The sequence below is a fragment of the Streptomyces sp. NPDC005017 genome, assembly GCF_042873115.1.
Taxonomy (GTDB): Bacteria; Actinomycetota; Actinomycetes; order Streptomycetales; family Streptomycetaceae; genus Streptomyces.
This window is the reverse complement of sequence record NZ_JBIALD010000011.1, coordinates 81,469-101,631: the sequence shown is the minus strand read 5'-3', so window position 1 is coordinate 101,631 and position 20,163 is coordinate 81,469. Positions and strand designations below refer to the sequence as shown.

15 protein-coding genes are annotated in these 20,163 nt (G+C 72.8%); 6 read left to right on the top strand and 9 right to left on the bottom strand.

The genetic code is table 11. The annotated features are described in order from the left end of the window. Positions 1–47 precede the first annotated feature (47 nt). Positions 48–1,373: an MFS transporter gene (locus ACFYR0_RS18625; RefSeq protein WP_389328704.1), complete on the bottom strand. Its 1,326-nt coding sequence runs from the start codon at positions 1,371–1,373 to the stop codon at positions 48–50. A gap of 584 nt (positions 1,374–1,957) precedes the next feature. Between ACFYR0_RS18625 and npdG the strand changes: the two genes are divergently transcribed. Both npdG and ACFYR0_RS18615 read left to right on the top strand, forming a co-directional pair. After that, positions 1,958–2,665, top strand: coding sequence for an NADPH-dependent F420 reductase (gene npdG / locus ACFYR0_RS18620; protein ID WP_389328702.1), 708 nt, complete (start codon positions 1,958–1,960; stop codon positions 2,663–2,665). Between the two features lie 56 nt (positions 2,666–2,721). Further along, positions 2,722–2,928: a hypothetical protein gene (locus ACFYR0_RS18615; protein ID WP_389328700.1), complete on the top strand. Its 207-nt coding sequence runs from the start codon at positions 2,722–2,724 to the stop codon at positions 2,926–2,928. On the opposite strand, the gene ACFYR0_RS18610 is transcribed toward ACFYR0_RS18615, so the two are convergent. Then, positions 2,918–3,718, bottom strand: coding sequence for a site-2 protease family protein (locus ACFYR0_RS18610; RefSeq protein WP_389328697.1), 801 nt, complete (start codon positions 3,716–3,718; stop codon positions 2,918–2,920). The genes ACFYR0_RS18615 and ACFYR0_RS18610 overlap by 11 nt on opposite strands. Positions 3,719–3,874: 156 nt before the next feature. Between ACFYR0_RS18610 and ACFYR0_RS18605 the strand changes: the two genes are divergently transcribed. After that, positions 3,875–7,138 carry a BTAD domain-containing putative transcriptional regulator gene (locus ACFYR0_RS18605; RefSeq protein ID WP_389328694.1) on the top strand — a complete coding sequence of 1,088 codons (3,264 nt, stop codon included), beginning with the start codon at positions 3,875–3,877 and terminating at the stop codon, positions 7,136–7,138. Between the two features lie 10 nt (positions 7,139–7,148). Here ACFYR0_RS18605 and ACFYR0_RS18600 read toward each other — a convergent pair whose 3' ends face one another. The 3 genes from ACFYR0_RS18600 to panB all read right to left on the bottom strand — a co-directional run bounded on the left by ACFYR0_RS18600 (position 7,149) and on the right by panB (position 10,252). Beyond that, positions 7,149–7,973 carry an ABC transporter permease gene (locus ACFYR0_RS18600; protein WP_386380498.1) on the bottom strand — a complete coding sequence of 275 codons (825 nt, stop codon included), beginning with the start codon at positions 7,971–7,973 and terminating at the stop codon, positions 7,149–7,151. Beyond that, positions 7,970–8,995, bottom strand: coding sequence for an ATP-binding cassette domain-containing protein (locus ACFYR0_RS18595; protein ID WP_389328690.1), 1,026 nt, complete (start codon positions 8,993–8,995; stop codon positions 7,970–7,972). Before ACFYR0_RS18595 ends, ACFYR0_RS18600 begins: the two co-directional genes overlap by 4 nt. 381 nt (positions 8,996–9,376) lie before the next feature. After that, positions 9,377–10,252: a 3-methyl-2-oxobutanoate hydroxymethyltransferase gene (panB, locus tag ACFYR0_RS18590; RefSeq protein WP_389328687.1), complete on the bottom strand. Its 876-nt coding sequence runs from the start codon at positions 10,250–10,252 to the stop codon at positions 9,377–9,379. Positions 10,253–10,584: 332 nt separating this feature from the next. Here panB and ACFYR0_RS18585 point away from each other — a divergent pair, with 332 nt between their 5' ends. Further along, positions 10,585–11,568, top strand: coding sequence for an endonuclease/exonuclease/phosphatase family protein (locus tag ACFYR0_RS18585; RefSeq protein ID WP_389328684.1), 984 nt, complete (start codon positions 10,585–10,587; stop codon positions 11,566–11,568). Between the two features lies 1 nt (position 11,569). Beyond that, a complete protein-coding gene (locus ACFYR0_RS18580; RefSeq protein WP_389328681.1) occupies positions 11,570–11,716 on the top strand; it encodes a hypothetical protein in 147 nt (48 codons plus the stop codon). Between the two features lie 78 nt (positions 11,717–11,794). Here the strand turns inward: ACFYR0_RS18580 and ACFYR0_RS18575 are convergent, their stop codons facing one another. The 3 genes from ACFYR0_RS18575 to ACFYR0_RS18565 form a co-directional block, all read right to left on the bottom strand. Beyond that, entirely contained in the window at positions 11,795–13,549 is a 1,755-nt protein-coding gene (locus ACFYR0_RS18575; RefSeq protein ID WP_389328678.1) for an NAD+ synthase, read from the bottom strand. Positions 13,550–14,187: 638 nt separating this feature from the next. Beyond that, on the bottom strand, positions 14,188–14,814 hold the full coding sequence (locus ACFYR0_RS18570) for a DUF305 domain-containing protein (protein ID WP_389328672.1): 627 nt from the start codon (positions 14,812–14,814) through the stop codon (positions 14,188–14,190). After that, positions 14,811–15,479: a DUF3105 domain-containing protein gene (locus ACFYR0_RS18565; RefSeq protein WP_389328669.1), complete on the bottom strand. Its 669-nt coding sequence runs from the start codon at positions 15,477–15,479 to the stop codon at positions 14,811–14,813. Before ACFYR0_RS18565 ends, ACFYR0_RS18570 begins: the two co-directional genes overlap by 4 nt. A gap of 327 nt (positions 15,480–15,806) precedes the next feature. Here ACFYR0_RS18565 and glnA point away from each other — a divergent pair, with 327 nt between their 5' ends. Then, positions 15,807–17,168 (top strand): type I glutamate--ammonia ligase, encoded by a 1,362-nt coding sequence (gene glnA, locus ACFYR0_RS18560; RefSeq protein WP_386387683.1) that lies wholly within the window; start codon positions 15,807–15,809, stop codon positions 17,166–17,168. 178 nt (positions 17,169–17,346) lie between these two features. Here the strand turns inward: glnA and ACFYR0_RS18555 are convergent, their stop codons facing one another. After that, positions 17,347–19,509, bottom strand: a complete 2,163-nt coding sequence (locus tag ACFYR0_RS18555; RefSeq protein ID WP_389328665.1) for an acyltransferase family protein — start codon at positions 19,507–19,509, stop codon at positions 17,347–17,349. Positions 19,510–20,163: the final 654 nt, after the last annotated feature.

Sequence of the window (20,163 nt, the reverse complement as noted above, 5' to 3'; positions counted from 1 at the left end):
GCCCGGGGCCGCGTCGCGCGCCACGCCTTCGCGGACCCGCCCGCCCGTCAGGCCCGCGCCCGTACCTCCGCCTTCACGGACGCGGCGGCCGCCTCCCGCTGCTCACGCACCCGGGCCGCGTGCTCGTCCGTGCGGGCGTCGTACGTCATCAGCTTCGGCAGGCACAGCGCCAGCAGACCCACCCCGCCCGCGCACAGCAGCCCGCCGGACCAGACCGACGCCCGCACGCCCCACCACGCGGCGAACCCGCCCGACCTGACCTGGCCGAGCGTCGGCCCGACCGAGTACGACAGCAGCTCGATCCCGGCGAGCCGGCCGCGCAGCTCGTCGGGGATCGTCTGGTTCCACATCACCCCGCGGAAGATCCCGCTGACCATGTCACAGCCCCCGGCGACGGTCAGGAACAGCAGCACCAGCCACACGTTCCCGCAGACGCCCGCCGCCGCGATCGCGAGACCCCACAGCGCGGCCGCGAGCACCACCATCCGCCCGTGCCGGTGGATGCGCGCGGTCCAGCCGCTGGTCACGCTCACCAGCAGCGAACCGAACGGCACCGCCGCGTACATCAGTCCCAACGCCCACTCGGCGCCCAGGTCGTCCGCCAGGAACGGCAGCACGGCCAGCGGCATCGCCAGGAACATCGCCGCGAGGTCCACGGCGTAGGTGCCGAGCAGCTCCTTGCGGCTCCAGGCGTACCGGGCGCCCTCGGCGATGGCCTTCAGGGAGGGCCTGGCCGCCTCGTGGGCGGCGGGCGAGGAGGCGAGGGGCACGATCAGCGCGACCGACACGGCGAAGGTGACCAGGTCAGCCGCGTACGCCCAGCCCAGTCCCGCGTACGCCACGACCACGCCCGCCAGCGCCGGGCCCGCGACCCCGCCGACGGTCCAGCGCAGCGAGTTCAGCGAGGCGGCGGCGGGCAGATGCTCGTGCGCCACGATCCGCGGCCACAGCGAGTCCAGCGCGGGCCGTTGCACGGAGACCAGCGCGGAGGACAGCGCGGCCACCAGGAACAGCGGCCACACCGCGGGCTCCGGCAGCAGCGCGTTCACCAGCAGGATCACGCTCAGCAGCCCCTGCCCCACCTCCGACCACAGGATCAGCCCCCGCTTGTCGAGCGCGTCGGCCAGCGCCCCGCCGTAGAGCCCGAACACGATCAGCGGGATCAGCTCCACGGCCCCGATCGCCCCGACCGCCGCCGCGGACCCCGTCAGCTCCTTGATCTGCACGGGCAGCGCGACGAACGTCAGAAAGCTCCCGAAGTTGGAGACCGCCCCCGCCACCCACAGCAGCCGGAAGTCGCGCGAAGCCCGCCACGGAGCCAGATCGGGAAGCAGCCCGCGCGAGCGGGAGGGGGGTTCGGGGGAGTCAGTCACGACGGGCCATGCTCGACGCCCCACCCCACCACCGCAACCGAGTTTCGCCCCGCTCGACAGCGGACGTACGGGAGCCGCGTACGGCGGGGAGGGGGAGTGGCGGGGGGTGTCCGCCCGCAGCGGCCGCCGGGAACGTGCCCCGGCTCCCGTGGGAAGCCAGCTCGGCGGACCGAGGACGGACACCCCCCGGCGCGCCCCCGCACCACGACGACGAACCGCAAGAAACCCCACCACCCGCACTCACGCTCCAAAGCCGAGCCCTCAAGGGGCGCGGGGAACCGCGCGAGCAACCCCCACAACCCGCACAGTCACCACCCACCCCCCCAAGGGGGCGCGGGGAACTGCGCGAACACCCCCACAGCCCGCACCCTCCCCCCGGCGGACACCCACCCCCCAAGGGGGCGCGGGGAACTGCGCGAACACCCCCACAGCCCGCACCCTCCCCCCCCGGCGGACACCCACCCCCCAAGGGAGCGCGGGGAACCGCGCGAACACCCCCACAACCCGCACCCACAACCCGCACCCACGCCCCGGAGCCAACCCACGCCCCCCGCCCACCACAACCCCGCACGTAGAGTCGCCCCATGACCTCTACCGACAGTGCTGCACAGAAGGCCCCCGCCAAGGACCCCTGGGACCTTCCCGACGTCTCCGGGCTGGTCGTCGGCGTGCTCGGCGGGACCGGACCGCAGGGCAAGGGCCTCGCCTACCGCCTCGCGCAGGCCGGCCAGAAGGTGATCATCGGCTCCCGCGCCGCCGAGCGCGCCGAGGCGGCCGCGGACGAACTCGGCCTCGGCATCGAGGGCGCCGACAACGCCGAGACCGCCCGCCGCAGCGACGTCGTCATCGTCGCCGTGCCCTGGGACGGCCACGGCGCCACCCTGACCTCCCTGCGCGAGGAACTCGCCGGGAAGCTCGTCGTCGACTGCGTCAACCCGCTCGGCTTCGACAAGAAGGGCGCCTACGCCCTCAAGCCCGAGGAGGGCAGCGCCGCCGAGCAGGCCGCCGCCCTGCTGCCGGACTCCCGGGTCACCGCCGCCTTCCACCATCTGTCGGCCGTCCTGCTCCAGGACCCGGAGATCGAGCGCATCGACACCGACGTGATGGTGCTCGGCGAGGAGCGCGCCGACGTCGAGATCGTGCAGGCCCTGGCCGGCCGTATCCCCGGCATGCGGGGCGTCTTCTCCGGCCGGCTTCGCAACGCCCACCAGGTCGAGTCCCTGGTCGCCAACCTGATCTCCGTCAACCGCCGCTACAAGGCCCACGCGGGACTCCGCGTCACGGACGTATGAGCCGATGGGGGACACTGATGGACATCAGCAGTGTCCCCCGACAGGAGCCGATCCCCATGCCTCCCGTGCCCCCGCCCCGCCGGGCCCGGCGTCTCGCCCTCTACGCCCTGGCCGTCTGCCTCCTCGCCGTGGCCGCCGCCGTCGTCTCCTTCGCGCAGGGCAGCTGGCTCGGGGTCGTCTGGGTGCTGCTCGCCGGTCTGTCCTCCAACATGACCTGGTACTACTTCAAGCGCGAGCGGGCCGGCCGGTCGGTCACGGGCTGACCGAGCAGACATCGGCCGTACCGCGCCAGAAGCGGTACAGGTCGTAGCCGCAGTACGTGTCGAAGTCGCTGATGCCGAGCCCTCGCAGGACCGCGTCGACCATGTCGAAGAACACGCTGTTCACCGAGGGGATCCACAGCAGCGCGAACACGATCAGCAGCCCGAACGGCGCCAGCGGCTCCACCTGGCGCCGCACGTTGTACGACAGCCAGGGCTCGACCACGCCGTAGCCGTCCAGGCCCGGCACCGGCAGGAAGTTCAGGATCGCCGCGGTCACCTGGAGCAGCGCCAGGAACGCCAGCGCGAACCGGAAGTCCCGGGGCACGCCGTCCAGCGCGTCCAGCCAGAACGGGGCCGTGCACACCAGCGCGAACAGCACGTTCGTCAGGGGACCCGCCGCCGAGATCAGGCTGTGCCGCCAGCGGCCCCTGATCCGGCCGCGCTCGATGAACACCGCGCCGCCGGGCAGACCGATCCCGCCCATGATCACGAACAGCACGGGCAGGACGACGCTCAGCAGCGCGTGGGTGTACTTCAGCGGGTTCAGGGTCAGATAGCCCTTGGCGCCCACCGAGATGTCCCCGCTGTGCAGCGCGGTGCGCGCGTGCGCGTACTCGTGCAGGCACAGCGACACGATCCACGCCGCCGTCACGAACAGGAACACGGCCAGCCCCGGCTGCTCCGCGAACCCTGTCCAGGTGGCCCAGCCGGTCACCGCCGTCACGGCCGCGATCCCGACGAAGACGGGACTGATCCTCCGGTCGCTGTGCCGGTTCGTGGCGGTGGTCATGGCGCGGGACACCTCCGTACTCGGTCGACTGGCCGACCGTACCTGTCATGACGGGACAACGTAACGGGAACCGGGGAGGGTTCCTGGGAAGGGGGACCCCCTCCGGCGGCACCCGCCGGAAAAACCCGTGCCGAGCCCCCCGCCCCACCGGAGAGAATGGACCCCGTGCGCTACCGCATCCTCGGCACCACCCAGGCGCTCCGCCACGACGGCACCCCCGTCCCGGTCGGCGGGGCGCGGCTGCGCGCCCTGCTGACCGTGTTCGCCCTGCGCCCCGACCGCGTCGTACCGGCCGGACTGCTGGTGGAGGAGGTGTGGGAGGGCGACCCGCCCGCGGACGCCACCGGCGCGCTCCAGGCGCTGGTGGGCCGGCTGCGCCGGGCCCTGGGCGCCGACGCGGTCGTCTCGGCCGACGGCGGCTACCGGCTCGCCGCCGCCCCCGACGACATCGACCTGCACCGCTTCGAGCGGCTCACCGGCGAGGGCCTGCGCGCCCTGGCCGACAGCGACCCCGCCAAGGCCGCCGCCGTCCTCGACGACGCCCTCGCCCTGTGGCGCGACCCGGCCCTCGCCGACCTGCCCGACCGCACCGCCGAGGCGGCCCGCTGCGAGCAACTGCACCTCGACGCCCGGCGCGCCCGGCTCACCGCCGCCCTCCGCCTCGGCCACGCCGGCCGGGCGCTGCCCGAGCTGACCGCCCTGTGCGACACCCACCCCCTCGACGAGCCGCTCCAGGCGCTGCGCCTGGCCGCCCTGCGCGACACCGGCCGCACCGCCGAGGCCCTGGCCGCCTACGACACCGTGCGCAGGCTCCTCGCCGACTCCCTCGGCTCCGACCCCGGGGCGGAACTGCGCGCCCTGCACGCCGAGTTGCTGGCCGCCGCGGAACCCGCGCCGACGGCCCGGCCGCCGCGCGGCAACCTGCGCGCCCGGCTGACCTCCTTCGTCGGCCGCGAGGACGACATCGCCGCCCTGCGCGAGGACCTCGCCGCCGCCCGGCTCGTCACCCTCCTCGGGCCCGGCGGGGCCGGCAAGACCCGGCTCTCGCAGGAGGCCGCCGAGGGCGTCACCGAACTCGCCCCGCACGGGGTGTGGCTGGCGGAGCTGGCCCCGGTCGACGACCCGGCCGCCGTGCCCGAGGCCGTCCTCACCGCGATCGGCGCCCGCGAGACCGTCCTGTACGGCGCCGGCGCCGAGAGCATGCGGGCGGCCGTCGCCGACCACCACCACGACGACGCCGTCAGCAGGCTCGCCGAGCACTGCGGCCGCCGCCGCATGCTGATCGTCCTCGACAACTGCGAGCACGTGATCGACGCCGCCGCCCGGCTGGTGGCCGAGCTGCTGGCCCGCTGCCCCGGCCTGACCGTGCTGGCCACCAGCCGCGAGCCGCTCGGCGTGCCCGGGGAGCTGGTGCGCCCGGTCGAGCCGCTGCCCGAGCCGTACGCGCTGCGGCTGCTCGCCGACCGCGGCGCGGCCGCCCGGCCCGGCTTCCGCCCCGACGAGGACCCCGAGGCCGCCGCGGAGATCTGCCGCCGCCTGGACGGCCTGCCGCTCGCCATCGAACTGGCCGCCGCCCGGCTGCGGATGCTCACCCTGCGCCAGATCGCCGACCGCCTCGACGACCGCTTCCGGCTGCTGACCACCGGCAGCCGCACCGTCCTGCCCCGCCAGCAGACCCTGCGGGCCGTCGTCGACTGGTCCTGGGACCTGCTGGACGCCGACGAACGCGAGGTCCTCGGACGGCTGTCGGTGTTCGCGGGCGGCTGCGACCTCACCGCCGCCGAGGCCGTGTGCGGGCCCGCCGCCCTCGACGTGCTCGGCCAGCTCGTCGACAAGTCCCTCGTGGTGGCGGCCCCTTCGGGCACCGGCGGGATGCGCTACCGGTTGCTGGAGACCGTCGCCGAGTACGCCCGCGAACGGCTGGACGAGGCCGGGCAACGCGCCGCCGCCGAGCGCGCCCACCTCATCCACTACCGCGAACTCGCCCGCACCACCGACCCGTTGCTGCGCGGCCCCGGCCAGCGCGCCGCCATCGACCTGCTGGAGCTGGAGTACGAGAACCTGCGCACCGCCCTGCGGCACGCCGTCGCCGAACGCGACGAGCAGGAGGCGCTCAGCCTGGTGCTGTCGCTGGTCATGTACTGGCAGATGCGCGACCTGCGCCACGAGAGCCGCAACTGGTGCGCCGAGGTGATGACCCTCGGCCCCGACCCCTTCGCCGAGCCCCTCCGGCGCGCCGCCCCCGTGTGGGAACGCCTGACCTCCGCGCCGCCGCCGCTGACCGGCGAGGCCCTCACCGAGGCCCGGCGCGGAGTGCACCTGGCCCACCTGGCCTGCATGGAGACCGAGCTGGACGCCTGGCAGACCCCCGAGGCCCAGGCCAAGATGCGGCTCATCGCCGCCACCTACGAACCCGGCCAGCCGCAGACCTGCCGCGTCCCCGGCATGCTCTGGTTCTACGCGGTGATGCTGACCGGCGACATCGACCGCGTGTACGAGATCATCGAGGCCTGTGTACGCACCTGCCGCGACACGCCCGGCTTCGACTGGGAACTGGCCGTGAGCCTCCAGATGCGGGCCAACTTCCGCGCCAACCACAGCGCGTGGGCCACGGACGCCGAGCGCGACGCCGAGGAGGCCCTGGCGATCTTCCGCCGGATCGGCGACAACTGGGGCTACGCCGAGGCCCTCTCCGCGCGCGGCGAGGCCCGCGAACGGCACGGCAGGTTCACCCTCGCCGCCGCCGACTACCAGGAGGCCCGCGACTACGCCGAGCAGCTCGGCGCCCGCTCCCACACCGCCGTGCTCGCCTCCCGGCTCGGGGCCGCCCTGCTGGAGGCGGGGGAGGCCGAACGCGGCGAGCGCATCCTGCGCGAGGTGATCGCCGAGCACGAGGGCACGCTCAGCGAGGGCATGCCGGCCGCCCGGCTGTTCCTGGCCGGCTGGCTCGGCGTGACCGGCCGTACCGCCGAGGCGGGCGAGCAACTGCGGCTGCTGCGCGGGGAGTTCCAGCTGGCGCACTTCATCGTCTTCGACGCGTTCATCCTGGGCGCCGAGGCCTGGCTGGACGTGTGCGAGAAGCGGTACGAGCAGGGCCTGGACAAGCTCCGCGAGGCCCTGCGGATGGCCGAGGACCCGCTGTCCCGGGCCATGCAGCCGAGCATGCGCTCCGCGTATCTGTGGGTCGCCGCGCTCGCCCTGGCCGAGCACCTGGAGGGCCGCCGGGCCGCCGACGCCGCCCGCTGTCTGGGCGCGGCCGACGCCGCGCTGCCGACTGCCCATGTGCCCTCCCTGCTGGAGCGCACGGTCCGCGGGCGCGCCGAGGCCGCGATCCGGGCCGTACTCGACCCCGGCGCCCACGACACGGCGTACGCCGAGGGCGGCGGCCTCTCACCCGTGGAGGCCGCCGCCCTGCTGTGAGCGCACGCGCTCAGGTCTTGGTGCGGAACTTGTGGATGGCGACCGGCGCCATCACCGCGGTGATCGCCACCGACCAGCCCACCGTGATCCACAGGTCGTGGGCGACCGGTCCGCCGATCATCAGGCCGCGGGCCGCGTCGGCGAGCGTGGACAGCGGGTTGTAGTCGGTGAAGGCCTGGAGCCAGCCGGGCATCGACTGGGTCGGCGCGAAGATCGACGAGCCGAACTGCAGCGGGAACAGCACCAGGAAGCCCATCGCCTGCACCGACTGCGCGTTCTTCAGCACGACGCCCAGGGTGAGGAACACCCACATGATCGAGGAGGCGAACAGCGAGGCCAGTCCCACCGCCGCGAACACGCCCGGCCAGCTGGTGATCTCGAAGCCGACCAGCACGGAGACGCCCATCAGGATCGCCGTCGCGAACAGCATCCGCGCCAGCTCCACCGTGATCTTCGCGAACAGCACCGAGCCGCGCCCGATCGGCAGGGACCGGAAGCGGTCCATGACACCGCTGTTGAAGTCCTGGCTGAAGCCGGTGCCGACGCCCTGGGACAGGGTCATGCTCATCATCGCGACCATGCCGGGGATGACGTACTGCACGTACTGGTCCTGGCCGCCGCCCAGCGCCTGGCCGATCGAGCCGCCGAAGACGTACACGAACAGCAGGGTGAACACGATCGGCATCAGCAGGGCGTCGAACATCGACTCCGGGTCCTGCCGGATCCACAGCAGGTTGCGCCGGACCAGCGCGCCGGTGTGCCGCAGATGCGCGCGCAGCGTGATGCGGGAGTCGACGGGGACGGCGGCCGGGACGGCGGCGGTGGCGGCGCTCATACGGCGACCTCCTCGAGGGCGTCGGGGGACTCGGTGGACTGCGGGACGCTCGCCCGCTGGCCGGTGAGGCTCAGGAAGACCTCGTCCAGGCTGGGAAGTTCGGTGGTGACGGAGGCGAGGGTGATGCCGAGCGCGACGGCGGCGCCGATCGCGGCGGTCAGCTGCTCGTCGCTGAGCACGGGCACCAGCACCGAGCCGCTGTGCGTGTCGACCTCGGTGGTGGCGAGGCCGGTGATGCCCAGCTCGTCCAGCGCCGAGGCGAGCCGGCGCGCCCGCAGCGGGTCGGCCGGTCTGATCCTCAGCCGGCGCCCGCCGACCCTGGACTTCAGCTCGTCGATCGCGCCGCCGGCGATGACCCGGCCCCGGTCGACGACCGTCAGCTCCGAGGCGAGCTGCTCGGCCTCCTCCATGTACTGGGTGGTGAGCAGCACGGTCACGCCGTCGCCGACCATCGCCTTGACCTCGTCCCACACCTCGTTACGGGTGCGCGGGTCCAGGCCGGTGGTGGGCTCGTCCAGGTAGAGCACGGACGGGCGGCCGATCATCGACGCAGCCAGGTCCAGCCGCCGCCGCATACCGCCGGAGTACGTCGACGCCGGGCGCCGGGCGGCCTCCGTCAGCGAGAAGCGCTCCAGCAGCTCGTCGGCGCGGGTGCGGGCGTCCCTGCGGGACAGGTCCAGCAGCCGGCCGATCATGTAGAGGTTCTCCCAGCCGGGCAGCTTCTCGTCCACCGAGGCGTACTGCCCGGTCAGCCCGATCACCCGGCGCAGCTGCCGGGGCTGGCGCACCACGTCGTACCCGGCGACGGTCGCCTGCCCGGCGTCCGGAGCGAGCAGCGTCGACAGAATCCGGACCAGCGTGGTCTTCCCGGCGCCGTTCGGCCCGAGCACCCCCATCACGGTCCCCTCGCGCACGTCCAGGTCGACCCCGTCCAGCGCCTTCGTCTCCCCGTAGTGCTTCACCAGCCCCCGCACGGTCACGGCGACGCCCGTTCCCCCGGGCCTGTTCTCGATTCGCGTCATGCCCCGAAGATGCCAGCCCCGACCGACAGACCCCCGACATCCCACCGACAGCCCACCTACACCCGGCCCCCAGCCCGCCCGGCGCTTGTGGACGAGCCCCCCAGCCCGCCCGGCGTCAGAGGACGATCCCCAGCCCGTCCGGCGCTTGAGGACAAGGCCGCTAAGGCCGACCTCCCGCCCGCGACCCCCGCACCCCCCCACCCCCCAGCCCGTCCGGCGCTTGAGGACAAGGCCGCTAAGGCCGACCGGGGGTCAAAGGGGCGCAGCCCCTGGGGATGGGAACGGGTAGGGGCGGCGGGGGCGAAGAAGAAAAGGGGACAGCCCGTCGACGGGGGACGATCGACGGGCTGTCCGTGGTGCCGCGTTGGCTCAGCGCAGCGCTCAGTGGACGGAATGCCCCTCCGCCGGGAACGCCCCACCGACGACATCCTCGGCGAACGCCTTCGCCGCGTCACCCATGACCGCCCGCAGATCGGCGTACTGCTTGACGAACTTCGGCACCCGCCCCCCGGTCAGCCCGAGCATGTCGGTCCACACCAGCACCTGCGCGTCCGTCCCGGCCCCCGCCCCGATCCCGACGGTCGGGATGTGCAGCGTGCGCGTCACATCGGCGGCCAGCTCCGCCGGCACCAGCTCCAGCACGACCGCGAACGCGCCCGCGTCCTGCACGGCCTTGGCGTCGCGCAGCAGCTTGTGGGCCGCCTCCTCGCCACGCCCCTGCACGCGGTAGCCCATGGCGTTGACGGACTGCGGGGTCAGACCGATGTGGGCCATCACCGGGATGCCGGACTCCACCAGCAGCCGGATCTGCTCGCAGGACCGCTCGCCGCCCTCCAGCTTCACGGCGCCGACCCCGGCCTCCTTCACCATCCGGGTCGCCGAGCGCAGCGCCTGCACGGGACCCTCCTGGTAGGACCCGAAGGGCAGGTCGCCGACGATCAGGGAGCGCCTGGTGCCGCGGACCACGGCCGCGGACAGCATGGTCATCTCGTCGAGGGTGACGGGCACGGTGGTGTCGTAGCCCAGATGACAGTTGCCCGCCGAGTCGCCGACCAGGATCACCGGGATCCCGGCCTCGTCGAACACGGACGCGGTCATCGCGTCGTAGGCGGTGAGCATGGGCCACTTCTCGCCCCGCTCCTTGGCGAGGGCGATGTCACGGACGGTGATGCGGCGGGTGCCCTTGCCCCCGTACAGCGCCTTGCTGCCGTCGGAGGGTGTCTGCTGCGCAGTCTGGACAGCCGAAAGCTGCGTCATTGCAACGGCTCCTTACGTCATCTCGAGGCGCCCTGACGGCGTCCCCGGACCACGTCCATGGTGGCACTTCGCCCCACGGAGAGCCAGGGCGCTACGAGGAGACACTGCGCACGTGCCTCGCCCGCCGAATGTGCGCGTTTCGTTACAAGGGGAACTGCACCTGGAAGGAAGGCCGTCCTGCGGGACAGGAACGGAGCCGATCATCCCCTAGGGTCTTAGACGCGGGGGGACGACGGTGTGTGCACGGCAGGTAGCGAGGCGACGGTATGGCGCAACAGGCGTACGCAACGGAGACGGACAACGGCGGACCGAGGTCCGACCGTCCCGGCCCAATGCTCCGGCGCCTGGCCCACAGACTGGTCGACAACTGGCGCGGCGACCCCCGCATCTGGCGCCGGGGAATCGTCCTCGCCGTCCTCGCGCTGCTGCTCGCCCTGGTGATGCTGCTGCACGCGCAGATCCCGAACGTGGTCGGCAACCTGGGCAGCCTGAGCGAGACCTTCCTGCCGTGGTTCGGGCTGCTCGTCCCCGTGCTGCTGGTCCTGGCGTTCGTACGCAGGTCGGCCACCGCGCTGATCGCGCTGCTGCTGCCGACGGTGGTCTGGCTGAACCTCTTCGGCGGGCTGCTCACCGACAAGCCCGCCACCGGCGGCGACCTGACCGTCGCCACGCACAACGTCAACGCCGGCAACGCCGACCCCGAGGGCACCGCCGCGAAGGTGGCCGCCTCCGGCGCTGACGTCGTCGCCCTGGAGGAGCTGACCGCGGCGGCGGTGCCGGTGTACGAGAAGGCGCTCGCGTCGACGTACAGGTACCACTCGGTGCAGGGCACGGTCGGACTGTGGAGCAAGTACCCGCTGAGCGGGGTCCGGCCGGTCGACATCAAGCTGGGCTGGACCCGGGCGATGCGCGCCGCGGTGTCCGCGCCCGGCGGACAGGCCGCGGTGTACGTCGCCCATCTGCCCTCGGTGCGGGTGAAGCTGGAGGCCGGGTTCACCGCCCGCCAGCGCGACAAGAGCGCCGACGCGCTCGGCGAGGCGATCGCCGGCGAGCCGCTGGAGCAGGTGGTCCTGCTCGGCGACCTCAACGGCACCATGAACGACCGCGCCCTCAACGCCGTCACCGCGCAGCTGCGCTCCACCCAGGGCGCGGCGGGCAGCGGCTTCGGCTTCAGCTGGCCCGCGTCCTTCCCGATGGCCCGCATCGACCAGATCCTGGTCCGCGGCATCGAGCCGGTGAGCTCCTGGACCCTGCCGCAGACCGGCAGCGACCACCTTCCGCTGGCGGCCAGGCTCCGGCTCGCCTCCTCCGACTGACGTGGCGGGCGCCGCCTTGGCGGTGCTGGGCATCGGGGTGGCGGCCGTGGCGTACGCGGTGGACCGGCGCGAGGGCGCGGTCGCGGGCGGCCGGGGGCCGCTGGTGGCCGGCTCCGCGCGGCAGGAGCCGGAGCGGGTGGCGGGCTGAGGCCCCCGTCCACGGGAACGGCGTCGCCGGGTGCCCCCGTGGCACCCGGCGACGCCGTTCTCCCGCGTCACCCGGCCGTCAGACCGACTCCCGCCAGCCGTTGGTGATCGGCAGCCGGCGGTCCTTGCCGAAGCCCTTCGGGGAGATCTTCGTGCCCGGCGGGTACTGGCGGCGCTTGTACTCTGCCGTGTCGACCATGCGCAGCGTCTTCGTCACCAGCGCGGCGTCGAAGCCCGCGGCGACGATCTGGTCGGCGCCCTCGTCCCGGTCGACGTACCGCGCGAGGATCGCGTCGAGCACCGGGTAGTCGGGCAGCGAGTCCGTGTCGACCTGGCCGGGGCGCAGCTCGGCGCTCGGCGGCTTGGAGATGGAGTTCTCGGGGATCGGCGGGGTCTGGCCGCGCTCCGCCGCCGCCCGGTTGCGCCACTCGGCGAGACGGAAGACCGACGTCTTGTAGACGTCCTTGATGGGGCCGTACGCGCCCACCGAGTCGCCGTACAGCGTCGAGTACCCCACCGCCAGCTCGGACTTGTTGCCGGGCGCGAGGACGATGTGGCCCTCCTGGTTGGAGATCGCCATCAGCAGCGTGCCGCGCAGCCTGGACTGGAGGTTCTCCTCCGCGAGACCGGTGAGCCCGAGCGACCCCATGTAGGCGTCGAACATCGGCTCGATCGCTACGGTGCGGAAGTTGAGGCCGGTGCGCTCGGCGAGCTCGGCCGCGTCGCCCTTGGAGTGCTCGGAGGAGTACTTCGACGGCATCGAGACGCCGTACACGTTCTCCGCGCCGACCGCGTCGCAGGCGATGGCCGCGACCAGCGCCGAGTCGATACCGCCGGACAGACCGATCAGGACCGACCGGAAGCCGTTCTTCCTGACGTACGCCCGCAGGCCCACGACCAGCGCCGAGTAGACCTCCTCGTCGTCGTCGAGGCGCTCGGCGTACGCGCCGGTGTGCTCCGGCTCGTAGGCCGGGACCGGGTCCTCGGACAGCACCAGGCGGTCGATGCGCAGACCGTCGTCGACCACGCCCTCGGGGGCGTCGTCGGCGGCCGCGGGCAGGTCGAGGTCCAGCACCACGCATTCCTCGGAGAACTGCGGCGCCCGCGCGATCACCTCGCCGGAGCCGTCCACGACGATCGAGTCGCCGTCGAAGACCAGCTCGTCCTGGCCGCCGACCATGGCCAGATAGGCCGTGGTGCAGCCGGCCTCCTGGGCGCGCTTGCGCACCAGGTCCAGCCGGGTGTCGTCCTTGTCGCGCTCGTACGGCGAGGCGTTGATCGACAGCAGCAGCCCGGCCCCGGCGGAGCGGGCGGCGGGCACCCGGCCGCCGTCCTGCCACAGGTCCTCGCAGATCGCGAGCGCCACGTCGACGCCGCGCACCCGCAGCACCGGCATGGTGTCGCCGGGCACGAAGTAGCGGAACTCGTCGAAGACGCCGTAGTTCGGCAGGTGGTGCTTGGCGTAGTTCAGCACCACCTCGCCGCGGTGCAGCACCGCGGCGGCGTTCTGCGGGGCGCCCGCCGGCTGGCCGAACCGCGGCTGGGCCCGCTCGCTGCGGTCGAGGTAGCCGACGACCACCGGCAGCTCCCCGAAGCCCTCCTCGGCGAGCCGGGCCGCGAGCGCCCCGAGGGCCGTGCGGGAGGCCTCGACGAAGGAGGAGCGCAGGGCCAGGTCCTCGACGGGATACCCGGTCAGCATCATCTCCGGGAACGCCACCAGGTGGGCTCCCTGCTCGGCGGAGTGCCGGGTCCAGCGGATGATCGTCTCGGTGTTCCCGGCGAGGTCACCGACGCGCGAGTCGATCTGATTCAGGGCGAGGCGAAGTTGAGGCACGCGCCCAGTGTAATCGTCAGACCGACGCGATGGGGTGGCGGAGGGGTGTGGTCCGGCCCACGGGCGCCTCCGGCGGCTGGGCGCTACGGCGGGGGTGTGGCCCACGGGGCCGGCGACCGGGCGGCCGGGCGGCCCGCGTATGCGGGCAGGGGCGCGGCCTGACGGCCTGGGGCCCTTCTGATGGCCGGGCCCCTTGCGGGTGCTCCTCCTGCCAGGCCACCGGCCGCGTATCGCGCAACACGCCACCACCCGAGAACCGCCCCGAGGCCCAACGCCCCAAGGGGCGCGGGGAACTGCGCGACCAGCCACGACCGGCCCGCACCCGCGACACCCCACGGCCGACCCCGCGCACCCCGTTCGGGCAGGGCCGGGTCGCGGCATGGGGTTTCGGGGTGGCTCCGCGTGGGCGGAGCGCGGCCGGACCTCGGTCCCGCGGGGCGGCGTCGCGGGCCCGCGACGACGGCCGACCACCAGCCCACGAGGCGGGGCGGCGGCCCCCGGCCGACGCCTGGTGCGGTGCGGCCGGACCCTGGACGGGCGGAGGAGCCGCGGGTTCACGTGGCGGGGTGCGACCCCGTGCCCGCACGGGCGGAGCGCGGCCGGGAACCCGTACCCCGAGCCGAAGCCGGGCGGCAGCCCTACGCCTCCGGCGTCGCGCCGCGTTCCTTCAGCATCCCCGTCATCAGGTCGATCTCCGACTGCTGGCCCTCGACCATGCCCTGCGCGAGCTGCTTCTCCACCTCGACCCCGCAGCGCCGCGCACAGCCCTCGGCCATGTGGATGCCGCCGCGGTGGTGCTCGGTCATCAGCTGGAGGTAGTACACCTCGGCCTTGCGTCCGGAGAGCGTCTGGAGCTTCTCCATCTGCGCGTCCGTGGCCATGCCGGGCATCAGCGCGCCCTCGCCCTCGGAGGGCATGTCGCCCATGCCCATCCAGGCCATCGGCGGCTTCGCCGACACCTTCGGCAGCTCCCACAGGTCCAGCCAGCCCAGCAGCATGCCGCGCTGGTTGGCCTGCGTCTGCGCGACGTCGTAGGCGAGGCGGCGCACCTCCTCGTCGTCGGTGCGGTCGCGCACGATGTACGACATCTCCACCGCCTGCTGGTGGTGGATCGCCATGTCCCGGGCGAACCCGGCGTCGGCGGAGTCCGCCGCCGGCGTCCGGTCCGCGCCGTCGTCCTCGGTGACCGCGTACGTGAGCGCGCCGACCGCGACCAGGGCCGCTGCCGCGGCCCCGGCGATCCACCCGGCCTGCGCGCGCCTCACTCCGCCAGCCCGCCCTGGCAGGCGGCGCCCTTCTCGGGCGTCTGGTCACCCTGGACGTACTTCTCGAAGAACTTGTCCACGTTCGGGTCCTTCGCGCTCGTCACCGTGCGCTGGTGGCCCCACGCGGAGAGCATGATCGGGTCCGTCTGCTTCTCGTCCGGGCTCATCAGGGTGTACGGCGTCTTCTTCACCTTGGCCGCGAGCGCGTCCACGTCCGCCTTGGCCGCCTTGGAGGTGTACGTCACCCAGACCGCGCCGTGCTCCAGCGAGTGCACGGCGTGCTCGTTCTTGAGCTCCTTGGCGTAGACGTCGCCGTTGCAGTTCATCCACACCTGGTTGTGGTCGCCGCCGACCGGGGGCTCGGCGGGGTACTTCACGTCGGTGCCGACGTGGTTGCGGGACAGCGTGCCCTTCCAGGTCTTCACCCCGTCCTCGCCGGTGACGAACTTCCCGGTGGTCTTCTTGCCGTCGCTCGCGGTGTCGTCCTTGTCGTCGCCCTGGGTCTGCACGAGGACGACGCAGCCTATGACGAGACCGGCGACGACCACGGCGCTGGCGGCGATCGTGAGGATCCTGCCGCGGCGCTCGCGGGCACGCTCGGCCCGGCGCATCTCCTCAATACGGGCCTTGCGCTCGGCGCTGTTCTTGTTCTTCGCGGAACCCATGGGGGAGCCCCTTCTGGGGAAAGGAGGACGGTCGGGTCGCCTGATCGTAATGGGATACGACAGTCTGTTCGTAGCGAGGGCTCCGGATCGACCGGTCCGGCGGACCGCGGAGCTGTGCGGTCACCCATTACGCCAGAGCCTCCCAGCAGGCAAGATGGGCTGCGGAGTGTCCATCCGCCGGCCTCCGGGCGTTCAGCGGGGAGTCGGCCGGACGATCATGGCCCGCAACGCGCATGAAACGCTGTTGTGGTGGGATGCTCAGGTGCCCGACCGCCGCTCTTGGCGCGGGAGCAGGCGGCCTGACCAGCAAGGATGGGGAAGCGGAAGATGGACAAGCAGCAGGAGTTCGTGCTCCGGACGTTGGAGGAGCGCGACATCCGGTTCGTACGCCTGTGGTTCACGGACGTGCTGGGCTTCCTCAAGTCCGTCGCCGTGGCCCCGGCCGAGCTCGAGCAGGCCTTCGACGAGGGGATCGGCTTCGACGGCTCCGCGATCGAGGGCTTCGCCCGGGTCTACGAGTCCGACATGATCGCCAAGCCGGACCCGTCGACCTTCCAGGTGCTGCCGTGGCGCGCGGAGACCCCGGGCACGGCCCGGATGTTCTGCGACATCCTGATGCCCGACGGCTCCCCGTCCTTCGCGGACCCCCGCTACGTCCTCAAGCGCGCCCTGGCCCGCACCTCCGACCTGGGCTTCACCTTCTACACCCACCCGGAGATCGAGTTCTTCCTGCTGAAGGACCGCCCGCTGGACGGCTCCCGGCCCACCCCGGCCGACAACTCCGGCTACTTCGACCACACCCCGACCAACGTCGGCATGGACTTCCGCCGCCAGGCGATCACCATGCTGGAGTCGATGGGCATCTCGGTGGAGTTCTCCCACCACGAGGGCGCGCCGGGCCAGCAGGAGATCGACCTGCGCTACGCCGACGCGCTGTCCACGGCCGACAACATCATGACCTTCCGGCTGGTCATGAAGCAGGTCGCGCTGGAGCAGGGCGTGCACGCGACCTTCATGCCGAAGCCGTTCTCCGAGCACCCCGGCTCCGGGATGCACACCCACCTGTCCCTCTTCGAGGGCGACCGCAACGCGTTCTACGAGTCCGGCGCCGAGTACCAGCTCTCCAAGGTCGGCCGTTCCTTCATCGCGGGCCTGCTGCGGCACGCGGCCGAGATCTCCGCGGTGACCAACCAGTGGGTCAACTCCTACAAGCGCATCTGGGGCGGCTCCGAGCGCACCGCGGGCGCCGGCGGCGAGGCCCCCTCCTACATCTGCTGGGGCCACAACAACCGTTCCGCCCTGGTCCGGGTCCCCATGTACAAGCCGGGCAAGACGGGTTCCGCCCGAGTGGAGGTCCGCTCCCTGGACTCCGGCGCCAACCCCTACCTCGCCTACGCCGTCCTGCTGGCCGCCGGCCTCAAGGGCATCGAGGAGGGCTACGAGCTGCCCCCGGGCGCCGAGGACGACGTCTGGGCCCTCTCCAACGCCGAACGCCGTGCCCTGGGCATCGAGCCCCTCCCGCAGAACCTCGGCGAGGCCCTGACCCTCATGGAGGGCAGCGACCTCCTCGCCGAGACCCTCGGCGAGCACGTCTTCGACTTCTTCCTGCGCAACAAGAAGTCGGAGTGGGAGGAGTACCGCTCCGAGGTCACCGCGTTCGAGCTCCGCAAGAACCTGCCGGTGCTGTAGGCGCGGGCCGGGACGGGTTTCCCGCTCATTACCGCCCTGGGGGCCGTCAGTCGCCGACTGACGGCCCCCAGGCGTTTCCGGCCCCCAGGCGTTTCACCGTGCCCGGGCTGGCGCGGTGGGCGGGGACGGCGAAGGGGGCCGACGGGATCGTCGGCCCCCTTCGGTTCGGTGTGTGCGGTCAGCGGTTCTTGTTCAGGTCGGCGCCGAACAGGCGCAGCAGTTCCTTCTCCACGACCGGGGTGAGCGCCTCGACGTAGGGGTCTGCGAGGTGGCCGTAGTCGCGGTAGACCATGGTGTTGCCGACGACGACGGGGCAGTTGCCCGAGGGGGCGCAGACCCAGTCGTAGGGGTTGAGGGTCGCGACCTTCTCCGCCTCGGCCGCCGCGAGGATCGCCTTGGTGACGGCGGGGTTGCGGTCGGCCTTGGAACGGTCGTGGGCGCAGGAGGCCAGGTCGTCCGGGTTGGCCACCGCGCAGTCCACCGAGTTGTTCTTCGGCCAGGGGGTGTCCAGCAGCGTCAGCACACGGGTGCGGCCCTGCTGGAGCATCCGGTAGGTCTCGGCCTGGCCCTTGCCCCAGACCTCGGCGATGTCGCCCTCGCCCCACAGCTTCGCGGACTGGGAGCTGGAGGTGATGACCAGGTCGGGCCGCATCTCGCGGATCTTGTCGATGGTGACCTTCCGCCAGGCGTCGCAGGTGGCGTAGGGGCCGTTGTTGTAGGCGATGGTGATCTGGGAGACCTTGCAGGCGTTCTTGGTGAACGAGTACAGCCGCCAGTGGTGCTTGCGGGCGAGCGCGTCGAACGCCGGGAACCACTGGGCGACGTGCGAGTCGCCGAAGAGGACCACACTGCGCTCGGCGGTCTTGTCGCCGTAGAGGCAGGGCTCCTTCTGCGTCTCGTCGTTCATGGTCAGGGCGCAGCCGTCGGTGTAGACGGCGGTCCGCTTGTACGCCACGTCCCGCATGCTCGGTTCGAGGTTGGAGGGGAGCTTGTCGACGCGCTCCTCCAGCAGCCGGTTCAGCGTGGCCTGCGGGTCGGAGGCCTGGGCGAGGGCCTCGCGGGTGTCCTGCCGGGCGGAACCCGAGGCGAGGCCCGGCGGGAACTGCGCGGCGACGACCGCGGCCAGCGCGGCGACGGCCGACAGACCGAGGCCGAGGCCCAGACCCCGCATCGCGCGGGCCTTGAACGCGCGGTGGAAGCGCATCGGGTTCTCGACCAGGTGCAGGGTCAGCCAGGCGAGCGGGATGCCGCACAGCGCGGCGATCAGCCGCAGCGGGCCGTCGTGCTCACCGAACCCGAGGGCGGCCGGGACGATGAGGATCAGCGGCCAGTGCCACAGGTACCAGGCGTAGGAGATGCCGCCGATCCAGACGGCCGGGCGCAGCGAGAGCAGCGCGCCGGCGCCGTAGCGGCCGCCCGCCGCGCCGCAGGCCAGGACGGCGGCGGCGCCGACGACCGGGACGACGGCGTTGTAGCCGGGGAAGCGGGTGCTCTCGTCGAAGGCCACGGCGCCGTAGGCGATGGCCGCCAGGCCCGCCCAGCTCAGCACCGCCGCGATCGGCTGCGGGATCTCGTGCAGCCGGTGCGCCGCCAGGGCCAGCAGGGCGCCGACCGCCAGCTCCCAGATACGCCCCTGCGAGGCGAAGTACGCCCAGGACGGGGACGTCGCGGTGAGGTCGAGGTTCACCGCGAAGGAGGCCGCGGCGAGCGCCAGCAGCGGGATCGCCAGCAGGGCCCGGCGCCGGAACAGCTTCAGCGCGACGATCAGCACGATCGGCCAGATCAGGTAGAACTGCTCCTCGACCGCCAGCGACCAGAAGTGCTGGAACGGCGAGGGCGGCACGTCCGTGTTGAAGTAGTCGGTCCCGGCGTCGGCCAGCCGGAAGTTGACGACGTACCAGGCGGAGGCGATGGCGTCCTTGGCGTAGTCCGCGAAGCGCAGGGGGCCGAGGAACAGCCAGGAGCCCGCGAGCGTCGCCAGCACCACGAGGGTGGAGGCGGGCAGCAGACGCAGCGCGCGGCGGGCGTAGAACTTGCCGAGGGCGATCTTGCCGGAGCGCTGGTGCTCGCGGAGCATCAGCGAGGTGATCAGGAAGCCGGAGATGACGAAGAAGACGTCCACTCCGATGTAGCCGCCCGCGATCTGGGTCACCCCGGCGTGGGAGAGCGCCACGAGGGAGACGGCCACCGCGCGCAGGCCCTGGATGTCGAGCCGCATCCCCGCGTTGCCCGTCGGGGCGGCCCCCGGCCGGTCGCCGGTACCGCCCTCTCTCGCTTCCGGAATCGGCGGGGCTTCGTCGGCTGCGGACCGAGGCTGGCGCGCGATGCGGAGGACGGGCACCGTGTGGTTCTCCTTGCTCGTGGGCGTCGCCGAGACACGCGCTTGCGCTCACGCCCGCCCCGGCACGGTCCGGGGCTCGTCATCGGCGGGCTGTGCGTCACGGCCGGAACCGGCGAGAGGCCGACGCCGGTGATCGCCCCGGAGGCAGACGTACGAACCTACCGTCCGGCGGGTCCACGGGTGAACGCATGGCAGTCACATGGTCATAACAAAGGGTGCTCCTGGGTTTGAATTCAGGTGAACTCGGACTACCGGAGGCCCGCGGAGTGTCGAAACTCACGCCGCACTCAAGCCGACTGGAGCACATCACGCGGCGCGCACGGCGCGGCACGACGTGGCACGGTCGCGGACACCGCAGGACCCGGCCGCGACGCGGACACCGCAGGACCGGCCGTGACGCGGACACCGCGGGACCGACCGTGACGCGGTCGCCCACGGCACGACGTGGGGCGGTCGCGGATACCGCTGGGACCGGCCGTGACGTGGTCGCGGAGACCGCCAGGACCGGCCCGTGGTCGCGGAGACCGCCAGGACCGGCCGTGACGCGGTTGCCGGAGGCGGTCGGGCCGCCACCCGCAAACGCCTCCAGGGCGGACCGGGAAACGGGGACCGCGACTACCCCCGCGACGCCCCTTACCCCAGCTCCGCCAGCCG